Origin of the sequence: Xanthobacter albus, assembly GCF_043194895.2 — a bacterium.
Lineage (GTDB): Bacteria > Pseudomonadota > Alphaproteobacteria > Rhizobiales > Xanthobacteraceae > Xanthobacter.
Genome location: NZ_CM195532.1, coordinates 3,546,345 through 3,559,575 on the forward strand (window position 1 = coordinate 3,546,345; position 13,231 = coordinate 3,559,575).

The following is a 13,231-nucleotide window of genomic DNA, read 5'->3' on the forward strand; positions in this document are numbered from 1 at the left end:
AGTTCACATTACAAGCACTGACGCGCATTCCCTTGCAGTAATCGTCAAGGCTTGCGTCCGTAGACGACGACCCGCGCGCCCCGGGAGAACTGTTCATAATCGCCAGCGTCGCTCGGCAGGACGTACAGATCAGAAAAGCCGAAGCCACGCATCAGAAACAGCAGGGCGTTCAATGATGGAACCAGGGCCAAATCCGTCGACCCTCCTTCGCGCTGAGCTGCATAATCCGGCGTCAACCCAAACACACCTTCGATGGGACGAAGGCTATCATAATGCCCATCCTCGATCCGGCCAGCTATGTCATAAGGAAACACCTGGGTTTCGATCAGAATGTGCTTCCTGGACATCTGGCTGGCCAGCCGCAGGGTGTGAATTGGATTCTCCATATGGTAAATCAAGCCATAAAGGAGAACGAAATCAGCCACCTGTTCCGGGTCGAACAGCATGCGCTGCATATCCGCTTCGACATATTCCACATTCTTGATGCCGAGTGCTTGCGTGATGAGCCACGCAGCATCGCGGCTGGACTTACGGATTTCATAGCCGCGCACGGCCTTGAAATGCCGAGCAAGTTCTAAAGAATAATAACCTTCATGGGACGCAAAATCGAATGCGGTCAATTTATGCGCATCGGGAACATGGTCGCGGATAACCCGCAGCATTTTATCCCGCCGAGAGGTGTGGATAGGCAGAATCGATTCCGGAATATTGGTAGCAGTTCGCGTGCCATCGGGAAGATCGAATTCATAAAACCAGATGCGATCTTTGATCTGCTGTAAAATTTCTTCGTTCTGCATCATTTATTTATCGACGACTCTTCAATTTGACTGGACTCGGAATATCCGAACAGCGTTCTTGCGCTGATCGACGGATCGGATTTTACAAAAACCGCTCAGATGTATGGGATTGGAAGCCCTCCGCGCCAGCACGGACACAGGCCGATCGCGGCGGGGAGCTTCTTCCAGCTCGCGCGCGGTGATTTGGGTCGCCTGCGCCGACAAACAGCCTCTCGGCCTGCTCCTGCTTTTGGCGGGCCGGCGGCCAAGGCCGCGGTCGGTCAACGGTCAAATCAGAATTATCTTGGCGTGCCGCTAACTTGATCGCCCCAGCACCGCACACGACCGGCGCTCCGAATGCCCTCAATGTGAACGTCGACTCCAACGACGGATAGACTGACTTATCCCTCGGCGTCGCGTTGCGCAGAGCCAGGCCAGTCAGCGGCATCTGCGAGCACCTCCTGCATGGGCATGACCCTAATACCTCACCGCAGGCGAGATTCAAATTGATCTCAGGGAACCCCACCGCTCTTACCGCTCTCTTAGGCATTTGATTTTTTGCGCTTCTGAGTGCCTCAGAGACGGCCCTGGAAGCCGATATGGTGCCGCAGAAGGGATTCGAACCCCCGACCCACGCATTACGAATGCGTTGCTCTACCAGCTGAGCTACTGCGGCACGCCCTCCTCATACGGATTGCGCGCCGTGTTTTCAAGGCTGCGCGACATGAAATGAGCATCGTCGGCGTTCCGTCCACATCCTGCGGAACGGCAATCCGGCGCACACCCGCCTCACACCACCTGCCGCAGCCCCGGCACGGCGCGCACCAGCCGATCGACCGGCTCGCAGCCGACGGTTTCGCGGGCATAGGCCACGGTCTCGCGCACGGCCGCCTGCACCTGGGGCATGGTGAGGCCGAGGGCCATCATCCGGTCCGCCACCTGCATCAGCCGCCCCATGCCGCCGAAGTGGCGCTCGGAGGCCGGAAGCGCGGGCTCGCAGGGGATCTCCGAGACCAGCTCCGGAATCCAGGGATGCGCGTCCAGCAGCGGCTGCATGACCTCCGCCGGCGCCTCATGGTCGAGGAAATGGAGCACGAGGCCCACCACCCCCCGCGCGGTGGCTGGGGTGAGGTTCAGCCGGGCCGTCAGCCGGGCGACGAGTTCGTCCATGCTCGCTCCTCGAACCGAGTTCGAGGCCCCCGCCGCACCTGAAGCGCCCGCCGGACCTCACGCGGGGCGCACCTTGCCCGCGGCGGTGGCGGGGCGCAAGGGGCGACCTCCCGCGCCACCGCCGGCAAGCTTGCCCCCGTGCGGGAAAGCGCGCGACAACATGGCATCCGACTCAGCCCTTCCCGAGGAAGCGGCCGGGGATGTTTCCAGGGAGATGTACCCATGACGCTCCAGGCCCCAGCATCGAGCCCTGACGTGGACGGCAAGATCTTTCTTGGAAAGGTGCTTCCCCCCGCGCAGGGAGCAGCAGCCAAGCCCGCCAGGAGCGCGAAGGGCGCGGGCAAGGCGGACACGGCCGGCGTCGTGGAGGCCGGCGAATACCTCACCCTGCGCCTCGCGAACCGCCACGGCCTGGTCACCGGCGCCACCGGCACCGGCAAGACCGTGACGCTGCAGGTGATGGCGGAGGGCTTCTCGCGCGCCGGAGTGCCGGTGTTCGCGGCCGACATCAAGGGGGACCTCTCCGGCATCGCCGTGCCGGGCGAACCGAAGGACTTCCTGCTCTCGCGCGCCGCCGAAGTCGGCATCACCTACACGCCGGACAGCTTCCCCGTGATCTTCTGGGACATGTTCGGGGATCAGGGGCATCCGGTGCGGGCCACGGTGTCGGAGATGGGGCCGCTGCTGCTCTCCCGCCTCATGAGCCTGAACGACACCCAGGAGGGCGTGCTCAACATCGTCTTCCGCATCGCCGACGAGCAGGGCCTGCTGCTGCTGGACCTGAAGGACCTCCGCGCCATGCTCGCCCACGTGGCGGAGAACGCGGCGGAGCTCACCACCCAGTATGGCAATGTCTCCACCCAGAGCGTCGGCGCCATCCAGCGCCAGCTTCTGATGCTGGAGAACCAGGGCGCCGACAAGTTCTTCGGCGAACCGGCGCTGGACATCCGCGACATCATGCGTGTGGACCGCTCCGGCTACGGCACCATCTCCATCCTCGCGGCGGACAAGCTGATGGGCGCGCCGCGCCTTTATGCCTGCTTCCTGCTGTGGCTGCTGGCGGAGCTGTTCGAGCAGTTGCCCGAAGTGGGCGATCCGGACAAGCCCAAGCTCGTCTTCTTCTTCGACGAGGCCCACCTGCTCTTTGACGAGGCGCCCAAGATCCTCCTGGAGAAGGTGGAGCAGGTGGTGCGCCTGATCCGCTCCAAGGGGGTGGGCGTCTATTTCGTCACCCAGAACCCGCTCGATGTGCCGGAAAGCGTGCTGGCGCAGCTCGGCAACCGGGTGCAGCACGCGCTGCGCGCCTTCACCCCGCGGGACCAGAAGGCGGTGAAGGCGGCGGCCGAGACCTTCCGCCCGAACCCGGCGCTCGATACCGCCCAGGTCATCATGGAACTGGGCAAGGGCGAGGCCCTGGTCTCGACGCTCGAAGGCAATGGCGTGCCCTCCATCGTGCAGCGCACCCTTGTGCGCCCGCCCGCGGCCCGAGTCGGGCCGCTGACGCCGGCCGAGCGGGCGGCGATCATGGCGAAAAGCCCGGTGGGCCATGTCTATGACACGGCGGTGGACCGCGAATCCGCGTTCGAACGCCTACAGAAGAAGACCGATGACGCGGCTGGCGCACCCTCGGGCGAAACCGCCGCGCCCGCTCCCTCCGGTGGCGGCGGTTTCCTGGATTCGGTGCTGGGCACCGTGCTCGGCCTGCCGGAGGTGAAGCCCGAGACGACGACCCCGAAGACCGCCGGCCGCGCCGGCACGGCGAAGGGCGGCGGCACCAGCGTGCCGAGGAGCGGAACGTCCAGCCGCTCCTCCACCCGCATGTCCACAACCGAAGTGGTTGTGCGGCAGGTGGCCCGCTCGGTGGCGACCCAGGTGGGCACGCAGCTCGGGCGCGCGATTCTGCGCGGGATACTCGGAAGCATTAGCCGCTAACGCAGCGAACGCGCCCCGCGGCGTTTCCGCCTGCGGTCAAGCTCAAGAAAAGAGCGGCTAAAAAGTGACACCTGACCCAGGTAGGGAGCGGTTGCTTCATGCACGCATAACAGGTATCTTGAAAGTGCACCGGTGGGATTGCGGGGTCCCATCGGAGAAAGCGCTGAATAATGCGTCTCATCTTGGTCATTGCCGGATGGACGCGATTTCAAATGGAGCGCCTCATGAAGGTGTTGCCCACCGCCCGCATTCTCCTCGTTGATTCCCAGGTCGAGCGTCGCATGGCGCTTCGAGAAGCCCTCACGGCATTTGGCGTGGGCGGCGTTCTGGAAGCCGCGAGCCTCGAAGAGGTCGCCCAGGCGCCCTCCCCCCTCATGGCCGATGTGCTCGTCGTGCAGGTGAACGACCCCGAGCAGGTTCCGGACAACCCTTTCCGCGATGGCGCGGGCGCCCCGGCGATCCTGATCGCCGATGTGCCGGCCCAGGCGCTGGTCCGCTCCGCGGTGCGCGGTGGCTATGAAGCCGCGCTGGGCGCGCCGCTGGCGCCGCGCCTGCTTTACCGCCGTATCGGTTCCGTAATGCAGCGTGCGCGTCGCGTAGGCCGCATCGGCGCCGCGGCGTTACCGGCCACCGCAGAACCGGTTCCGGCCGAAGGCGGCCATGCCGCTGTGCTCTCTCCCCTGAGCTGACACGACAGCGGGGACGCCGAAACGGCGTTCCCCGGCCTGTCTCGCCCTCGAAGGCGGCATTCCCCTGGCGGCAGTGGCCCTGCTTTCGCGCAACGGTAGGTAAGCTGTCGCGCACCGTCGTGCTGCGGCAAGACATCGGATCTGACGGGGCACGGCGTGTTTCTTGCGGCTCCACCGCAAGGCAGGGCGGTCCCCTGTGTCTCCCGCCATGTTCGCCCCCTGATTCCCCCCTGACAGCGGGTGCCGGACGTGGCCTGTTCGGGCCAGCACCACCGTTTGCCCGGCGCATCCGTGCGGCCTGCCCCATGGACGGCACCCGGCTCCGGCTCACTGCCTTCCGGAAAGCAAGGCTTGAAGAAAGCTTGCGCGGGTCGCGCGCACGCGCGAGCATCCGGCCCGAGTCACGCGGCGTCGGTCGCCGCCCCGTGGCGGGAGCAGCCTTGAGGTGTGCATGCCGCATGCCCTCCCGGCCTCCCTGCGGGGTAACCTGGAGGCTCCGCCCGCATGCGGCGGCACCGGGCGGGCGCGCGGCGGGATGTGGAAGGCGGGGCCTCGGCCTCGCAAAGGCGGAGGGTGAGATGGTGGCAGTGGATCAGGCGTTGCAGGCGGTGGACGGCGGGCGCGATGCGGCCCTGGCGCGGCTGTTCGAGTTCCTGCGCATTCCGTCCATCTCCACCGATCCCGTCCACAAGGACGCCTGCCGCGCCGCCGCGCAATGGGCCGCCGCGCAGCTCACGGAACTGGGCTTCGCCGCGCAGGTGCACGAGACGGCGGGCCACCCGGTGGTGGTGGGCCGCACCGATACCGGCGCCGCCCGGCGGGTGCTGTTCTACGGCCACTACGACGTGCAGCCCGTGGACCCGCTGGACCTGTGGCAGACGCCCCCCTTCGAGCCCCGCTTCGGCGAGACGCCGGACGGGCGCCGCACCATCGTCGCCCGCGGGGCGGCGGACGACAAGGGACAGGTACTGACCTTCCTGGAGGCCCTGCGTGCCATCAAGGCCACCACCGGCCGCCTGCCGGTGGACGTGACCGTGATGCTGGAGGGCGAGGAGGAATGCGGCTCCCCCAGCCTGCCGGCCTTCCTTGCCGGCAATGGCGACGCGCTGAAGGCCGACATCGCGCTGGTGTGCGACACGGGCATGTGGGATGCGCGCACGCCGTCCATCACCACCTCCCTGCGCGGCATCCTGCACACCGAGCTCACCATCACGGGCGCGAACCGCGACCTGCATTCGGGCCTCTATGGCGGCGCGGCCGCCAACCCCGCGCACGTGCTCGCGAAGATCATCGCCGACGTGCATGACGCGGACGGGCGCGTCACCATCCCCGGCTTCTACGATGATGTGCGCGAGCCGCCGGCAGAGGTCCGCGCGCGCTGGGCGCAGCTCGGCCTCACGGCGGAAGGCTTCCTCGGCCCGGTGGGTCTCGGCCGCTCCATCGGCGAGAGCGACCGGATGCTCATCGAGCAGATCCAGTCCCGCCCCACCTTCGAGGTGAACGGCATCTACGGCGGCTATACGGGCGAAGGCTCGAAGACCATCATCCCCTCGAAGGCCACCGCCAAGATCTCCATCCGCCTGGTGGCCGACCAGGACCCGGCGAAGATCCGCGACGCGTTCGCGGCCTTCGTCGCCGCGCGCGTGCCGGCGGATTGCAAGGCCGAGCTCGGCAAGGGCGAAGGCTCGCGCGCCTTCCTCGTGCCGCCGGAGAGCCCGGACCTCGCCAAGGCCGCCGCCGCGCTGGAGGCGGAATGGGGCGTGAAGCCGGTCACCATCGGCACCGGCGGCTCCATTCCCATCGTCGGCCAGTTCAAGGCCCTCCTGGGGGTGGACACGCTGCTCATCGGCTTCGGCCTCGACGACGACCGCGTGCACGCGCCCAACGAGAAGTACGACCTCACCTCGTTCCACAAGGGCACGCGCAGCTGGGTGCGAATCCTCGAGGCCATGGCCTGAGAGGGCAACAGCGGGCTTTTCTCCGCTTTCCCCGGAGTTCACCGCTGTGGATGATCTCTCTTCCCGCCCGAAGGTGGCGGGAAGGGACTCGTGAACCCTCGCCTGCTAAACGAGACCCCCAAGCCGTGGACTCGTGACCATGCTCGATCTTCCGAACGCGGGGGAAATCGTCCCCACCTACCGTCAGGCGCCCCATAACCTGGAGGCGGAGCAGGCGCTGCTCGGCGCCATCCTGGTGAACAACGAGGCGTTCTACCGCGTCTCCGACTTCCTGGAGCCGCGCCATTTCTACGAGCCGCTGCACGGCAAGCTGTTCGAGGTGGTCGGCGCCCTCATCCGGGCGAACAAGATCGCCACCCCGGTGACGCTCAAGACCTTCCTGCCGGCGGACCTCGACGTCGCCGGCCTCACCGGTCCGCAATATCTCGCGCGGCTGGCTGCGGAAGCCACCACTATCATCAATTCCGAGGACTACGGCCGCGCCATCTATGACCTCTCGGTGCGCCGCGACCTCATCCGCATCGGCGAGGAGATCGTCAACGAGGCGTTCGACGCCACGGTGGACACCACGCCCCAGGAGCAGATCGAGCAGGCGGAAAAGCGCCTGTACGAGATCGCCGAGAGCGGGCGCTACGACGGCGGCTTCCTGAAGTTCGGAGACGCGCTGCGCGAATCGGTGGACATGGCCTCCAAGGCCTTCCAGCGCGACGGGCACCTCTCCGGCATCGCCACCGCCCTCGACGACCTCGACCAGCACATGGGCGGCCTGCAGCCTTCCGACCTCGTCATCCTCGCGGGGCGCCCGGCCATGGGCAAGACCTCGCTCGCCACCAACATCGCGTTCAACATCGCCGCCGCCTATCGCGGCGAGCAGAAGCCGGATGGCTCCATCGAGGCGGTCTCGGGCGGCGTGGTCGGCTTCTTCTCGCTGGAAATGTCCTCCGAGCAGCTCGCCACCCGTATCCTCGCCGAGCAGGCGGAGATCGCCTCCTACAAGATCCGCCGCGGCGACATCTCGGAGGCCGAGTTCTCCAAGCTCGCCGCCGCCGCCCAGACCATGCAGCAGATCCCGCTCTACATCGACGACACCGGCGGCATCTCCATCGCCCAGCTGGTGGCGCGGGCGCGGCGGCTGAAGCGCCAGCGCGGGCTCGATTTCATGGTGGTGGACTATCTCCAGCTCCTGTCCGGCTCCGGCAAGTCCGCGTCCCAGGGCCGCGTGCAGGAGATCACCGAGATCACCACCGGCCTCAAGGCCTTGGCGAAAGAGCTGCAAGTGCCCATCATGGCGCTGTCACAGCTTTCGCGTCAGGTGGAAGCGCGCGACGACAAGAGGCCCCAGCTTTCGGACCTTCGCGAATCCGGCTCCATCGAGCAGGACGCCGACGTGGTCATGTTCGTGTTCCGCGAGGAATATTACCTCAAGAACAAGGAACCCAAGCCGGGCACAGAGGAGTGGTTCAAGTGGGAGATCGAGATGAAGGCGGCCGAGAACACGGCCGAAATCATCATCGGGAAGCAGCGCCACGGCCCGACGGGAACGGTGAAGGTGCACTTCGAGCCGCAGTTCACCCGGTTCTCGAATCTGGCGCGGGAAGATCACCTGCCGGAGCGCCATTGAGCGCGGACACCACGGCCGAGGCCGGCGCCATCCTCACGGTGGATCTCGGCGCCATCGCCGACAACTGGCGCACGCTCGCCGCCCGCGCCGCTCCGGCGGAATGTGCGGCGGTGGTGAAGGCCAATGCCTACGGCCTCGGTATCGACCAGGTGGCACCGACCCTGTGGCGCGCCGGCGCGCGCACCTTCTTCGTCGCGCACCTGAAGGAGGCCGTGCATCTGCGCGCCCTCCTGCCCGAAGCCACCATCTATGCGCTCAACGGCCTGCTGCCCGGCACTGCGGTTACGTTCGCCACGCACGACATCCGCCCGGTGCTGGGCTCGGAGCCGGAGATCGCGGAATGGGACGCCCACTGCCGCGTGGAGGGGGCGGACCTGCCCGCCGCCATCCACGTGGATACCGGCATGCATCGCCTCGGTGTCACCCTGGAGCAGGCCGCGCGCCTCGCCGAAGGGCGCGCCGCGCTCGGCTTCGCGCCGAGCCTCGTCATGAGCCACCTCGCCTGCGCCGACACGCCGGGCCATGCCCTCACCGCGCATCAGCAGCAGGTGTTCACCGATGTGGCACGGCGTTTCGCCGGTGTCCGGGCCTCGCTCGCCAATTCCGCGGGCACGCTGATGGGCGAGGGCTTCCGCTTCGATCTCGTGCGGCCGGGCATCCTGCTCTATGGCGGCGGCGCCATCGCGGGCGAGCCGGCGCTGAAGCCCGTGGTGCGTCTTGAGGCGCGGGTGATCCAGGTGAGCCACGCGCCCGCCGGCGAAACGGTGGGCTACGGCGCCACCGAGCGCCTGCAGCGCGACAGCCGCCTCGCCACCGTCCACATCGGCTATGCCGACGGCTTCTTCCGCGCCGCCGGCTCCACCGATGCCCGCAAGGGCGCCGATGCCGTGCTCGGCGGCCGGCGCTGCCCGCTGGTGGGGCGCATCTCCATGGACCTCGCCACCCTCGACATCACGGACCTGCCGCGAGAGGCGGTGACCCGCGGCGACACGGCGGTGTTCCTGGGCGATGGAATCGGCGTGGACGAGCTGGCGCAGAAGGCCGGCACCATCGGCTATGAGGTGCTCACCGCCCTCGGCGGGCGCTACCTGCGCCGCTACATCGGCGGCTAGGGTCTCCACCTGGCAGCGCTGCCCGCCGGCGGTATCCACGGGCGTCACTCGGGTGTCACGGCCTCCTGTCAACCAAGGGAGGATCGCCGATCGGGCGGTCCTCCGATGGTTGAATGGAGACGTTCATGTCGCAAGCCGCGACGCCGCGCCACGCCGCCCCGGCGGGGGGCCATCACCACACTTCATCCCGCCGCGCGTCCATGGATCGAGACCATGGCCTCCTGGAAATCTTCCTGTTCTTCGCCCTGCTGATCGGCGGGCTGGGCTTCACCGGCTTCTCCATCTGGCGGGACGTTGTGGATTCGGGCACCGACACCCTGGCGGTGCTGCCCTTCATCCTGCTCGTGGTCGCGCTGCTGATCGCGCTCGGCTTCGAGTTCGTGAACGGCTTCCACGATACCGCCAACGCGGTCGCGACCGTCATCTACACCAATTCGCTGCCGGCCCATTTCGCGGTGGTCTGGTCGGGCGCCTGGAACTTCCTCGGCGTGCTGGTGTCGTCGGGCGCGGTGGCGTTCGGCATCGTCTCGCTGCTGCCGGTGGAGCTGATCCTGAACGTGGGCTCCGGCGCCGGCATGGCGATGGTGTTCGCGCTGCTGATCGCGGCCATCGTGTGGAACCTCGGCACCTGGTCTCTCGGCCTGCCGGCGTCGTCGTCCCACACCCTCATCGGCTCCATCATCGGCGTCGGCATCGCCAACCAGATCGTGCAGGGCCGCGACGGCACCTCGGGCGTGGACTGGGGGCAGGCCGCGAACGTGGGCTATGCGCTCCTGTTCTCGCCGCTCATCGGCTTCATCGCCGCCGGCCTGATGCTGCTGACGCTGAAGCTCACCGTGAAGAACCCCGCGCTCTATCGCGCGCCGGAGGGCCACAAGCCGCCGCCGTGGTGGATTCGCGGCCTGCTGGTGCTCACCTGCACCGGCGTGTCCTTCGCCCACGGCTCCAACGACGGGCAGAAGGGCATGGGGCTCATCATGCTGATCCTCATCGGCATCGTGCCCACGGCCTACGCGCTGAACCGCGCCGTGAACGTGGAGGAAGTGACCCAGTTCCGCGCCATCGCCCAGGCGACGGAAGCCTCGCTGGTGGCGGCTTCCGGCGGCGTGCAGGCCCCTGCCGATCCGCGCGCGGCGCTCACCGCCTTCGTGCGCGACCACGAGCCGACCGCGCAGACCGTGCCGGCCCTCGCCCAGGTGACGCGCGAGATCTCCGACATGGTGGCGACCCACGAGACCCTCGCCCAGGTGCCGGCGGCCTCCGTCTCCAACATGCGCAACGACATGTACCTCGCCTCGGAGACCATCCGGGTGATGAACAAGATCGGCGCGCCCAAGCTCGACGCCAACGCCCGCGACAACCTCAGCGCCTTCAAGCGCCAGCTCGACCAGGCCACGAAGTTCATCCCCATCTGGGTGAAGATCGCGGTCGCCATCGCGCTGGGCCTCGGCACCATGGTGGGCTGGAAGCGCATCGTGGTCACCGTGGGCGAGAAGATCGGCAAGACCCACCTCACCTACGCCCAGGGCGGCGCCGCCGAAGTGGTGGCCATGGCCACCATCGGCGCGGCGGACATGTACGGCCTGCCGGTGTCCACCACCCATGTGCTGTCCTCCGGCGTGGCCGGCACCATGGCGGCCAACAACTCCGGCCTCCAGATGTCCACCGTGCGCAACCTGCTCATGGCCTGGGTGCTCACCCTGCCGGCGGCCATCCTGCTCTCCGGCGGCCTCTACATGGTGCTGCGCCAGATCATGTGACGGCGCAGGCGGAACGACACGAGATGCGGCCGGAGCGGCACCCCCGCTCCGGCCGTATCCGTTTACGGTGCATGAAGCCGCCGCCCCTTGCGGATACAGGCTTCCCGCACCACTCCTTAAGCAAAAATTAACCATGTCGCGGCCATGATGAAGCCACGCCCGAAGCTGGCTGAGGGTCGCAGGTTCTCGATGCGGCGCGCAGAAAGACTGCGCCGGGCATCGCGGGCTCCTGCCCGACCTCCCAGCGAATGACCCTGGCGTCTGCGCTTTCGTGGAGAGGCCCCATGTCGGATCAACTCGATCTTTCTCCGGAACACACCGGTCTCATCGACCGTTTCGTCGCCTCGGGCCGCTTCGAGGGGCCCCAGGCCGTCATCGGTGCCGCCCTGGCGCTGCTCGAAGGCCGCGAGCGCGAGCGCGCCGAGAAGCTGAGCGTGCTGCACGACGCCATCTCCACCGAGATGGAGGCCACCTTCCGCGAGATCGAGCAGCTCATCTCCACCGGCCTCGGCGCCTTCAGCGCCCCGGCCCTGCGCGAGGCCTGCTGAGTCTCCGCCCACCCCCGGAATCGGCGGGCGATGATGTAAGCTCCCGCCGGGCGTGACGGATTCGGCCGCCGCGCCCGAGCGGAACCCTCCATGGCCAAGCGCGACCACACCTTCGTCTGCCAGTCCTGCGGCGCCGTCTACACGCGATGGCAGGGCAAGTGCGATGCCTGTGGCGCCTGGAACACCATTTCCGAAGAGGTCGCCGTCGCGGCCTCCGTGCCTGCCGCCCAGCGCTCCTCCCGCAAGGGCCGCGCCTTCGCGCTGGAAAGCCTGGAGGGCGCCGGCAATCCCGCCCCCCGCCTCGTCTGCGGCATCGGCGAGCTCGACCGCGTGGCCGGCGGCGGTTTCGTGCCCGGCTCCATCCTGCTCATCGGCGGCGATCCCGGCATCGGCAAGTCCACCTTGCTGGTCCAGGCCTCCGCCGCCCTCGCCGCGCGCGGGCTGAACGTGGTCTATGTCTCCGGCGAGGAGGCGGTGGACCAGGTGCGCATGCGCGCCCAGCGCCTCGGCCTCGCCGGCGCGAAGGTGGGCCTCGCCGCCGAAACCAACGCCGAGAACATCCTCGCCACCCTTTCCAGCGGCCCGCCGGTGCAGGTGGTGGTCATCGATTCCATCCAGACCATGTGGTCGGACAGCGTGGAATCGGCCCCCGGCACGGTGACCCAGGTGCGCACCTCGGCCCAGCTCCTGGTGCGCTACGCCAAGCAGACGGGTGCCTGCGTGATCCTGGTGGGCCATGTCACCAAGGACGGGCAGATCGCCGGCCCGCGGGTGGTGGAGCACATGGTGGACGCTGTGTTCTCCTTCGAGGGCGACGGCGGGCACCAGTTCCGCGTGCTGCGCGCGCAGAAGAACCGCTTCGGCCCCACCGACGAGATCGGCGTGTTCGAGATGACCGGCGGCGGCCTGCGCGAGGTGGCCAACCCCTCAGAGCTGTTCCTCTCGAACCGGGACCTGGGCGCCCCCGGCACCGCCGTGTTCGCGGGCATGGAGGGCACGCGGCCGGTGCTGGTGGAGATCCAGGCGCTGGTCGCCCCCTCCTCCCTCGGCACGCCGCGCCGGGCGGTGCTGGGCTGGGACCCCAACCGCCTCTCCATGGTGCTGGCGGTGCTGGATGCCCGCTGCGGGGTGCGGCTCGGCGGGCACGATGTCTATCTCAATGTCGCCGGCGGCTTCCGCATCAACGAGCCGGCGGCAGACCTCGCGGTGGCGGCGGCGCTGGTCTCCTCCCTCACCGGGGCGCCGCTGCCGGCGGAAGCGGTCTATTTTGGCGAGGCAAGCCTTACCGGGGCGGTGCGGCAGGTGTCCCAGGCACCGGCGCGGCTGAAGGAGGCAGCGAAGCTCGGCTTCGCGCGTGCCGTCATCCCCGCCGGCGGCCAGGATGGATCGGCCGCGCCGGTGGAGGTGGAGGCGGTCTCCTCCCTGGCGCAGCTCGTGGCCGCCATCGCCGCCCGCGCACCGCGAAAGGCAGCCATGCGCCCGGCTCAGGGCGGAGGGAGCGGGCGTCCCCGCGTGGCCTCCGGCGCCGGCGGGGCGGACATGGACGACGACTGACGAAACGGGGAGATGACGAGGCGGGATACGCGAGCTATATGACCCGCGCGGCGCGCTCCGCATGAGGTGGAGCGGCAGGGTGCGCTTGTCCCGCGCACCACCGACCACGGA

At 68.0% G+C, this 13,231-nt stretch carries 10 protein-coding genes and 1 tRNA gene; 8 read left to right on the forward strand and 3 right to left on the reverse strand.

Features of this window, described 5'->3' with window-relative positions:
* Positions 1-44 precede the first annotated feature (44 nt).
* From V5F75_RS15925 to V5F75_RS15935, 3 genes are all read right to left on the reverse strand, one after another.
* Positions 45-800, reverse strand: coding sequence for a class I SAM-dependent methyltransferase (locus V5F75_RS15925; RefSeq protein ID WP_394033761.1), 756 nt, complete (start codon positions 798-800; stop codon positions 45-47).
* Between the two features lie 576 nt (positions 801-1,376).
* A tRNA-Thr gene (locus V5F75_RS15930) sits at positions 1,377-1,452 on the reverse strand.
* A 113-nt stretch (positions 1,453-1,565) separates the two neighbouring features.
* Positions 1,566-1,946 (reverse strand): hypothetical protein, encoded by a 381-nt coding sequence (locus V5F75_RS15935; protein ID WP_394033762.1) that lies wholly within the window; start codon positions 1,944-1,946, stop codon positions 1,566-1,568.
* A gap of 222 nt (positions 1,947-2,168) precedes the next feature.
* Here V5F75_RS15935 and V5F75_RS15940 point away from each other — a divergent pair, with 222 nt between their 5' ends.
* The 8 genes from V5F75_RS15940 (at position 2,169) to radA (ending at position 13,120) form a co-directional block, all read left to right on the forward strand.
* Positions 2,169-3,878, forward strand: coding sequence for a helicase HerA-like domain-containing protein (locus V5F75_RS15940; protein ID WP_394033763.1), 1,710 nt, complete (start codon positions 2,169-2,171; stop codon positions 3,876-3,878).
* Between the two features lie 170 nt (positions 3,879-4,048).
* The gene (locus tag V5F75_RS15945; RefSeq protein WP_509212099.1) at positions 4,049-4,567 is read left to right on the forward strand and encodes an ANTAR domain-containing protein; all 519 of its coding nucleotides are present in this window, start codon (positions 4,049-4,051) and stop codon (positions 4,565-4,567) included.
* A gap of 578 nt (positions 4,568-5,145) precedes the next feature.
* Positions 5,146-6,525, forward strand: coding sequence for a dipeptidase (locus tag V5F75_RS15950; RefSeq protein ID WP_394033765.1), 1,380 nt, complete (start codon positions 5,146-5,148; stop codon positions 6,523-6,525).
* Between the two features lie 139 nt (positions 6,526-6,664).
* Positions 6,665-8,146 (forward strand): replicative DNA helicase, encoded by a 1,482-nt coding sequence (locus V5F75_RS15955; RefSeq protein ID WP_394033766.1) that lies wholly within the window; start codon positions 6,665-6,667, stop codon positions 8,144-8,146.
* Positions 8,143-9,258: an alanine racemase gene (gene alr / locus V5F75_RS15960; RefSeq protein WP_394033767.1), complete on the forward strand. Its 1,116-nt coding sequence runs from the start codon at positions 8,143-8,145 to the stop codon at positions 9,256-9,258. The genes V5F75_RS15955 and alr overlap by 4 nt, the downstream gene beginning before the upstream one ends.
* Before the next feature lie 200 nt (positions 9,259-9,458).
* Positions 9,459-11,018 (forward strand): inorganic phosphate transporter, encoded by a 1,560-nt coding sequence (locus V5F75_RS15965; protein ID WP_394033768.1) that lies wholly within the window; start codon positions 9,459-9,461, stop codon positions 11,016-11,018.
* Positions 11,019-11,302: 284 nt separating this feature from the next.
* Complete coding sequence (locus V5F75_RS15970) at positions 11,303-11,566, forward strand: hypothetical protein (RefSeq protein ID WP_394033769.1); 264 nt, start codon at positions 11,303-11,305, stop codon at positions 11,564-11,566.
* A 90-nt stretch (positions 11,567-11,656) separates the two neighbouring features.
* A complete protein-coding gene (gene radA, locus V5F75_RS15975; protein WP_394033770.1) occupies positions 11,657-13,120 on the forward strand; it encodes a DNA repair protein RadA in 1,464 nt (487 codons plus the stop codon).
* The last annotated feature ends 111 nt before the right edge of the window (positions 13,121-13,231 follow it).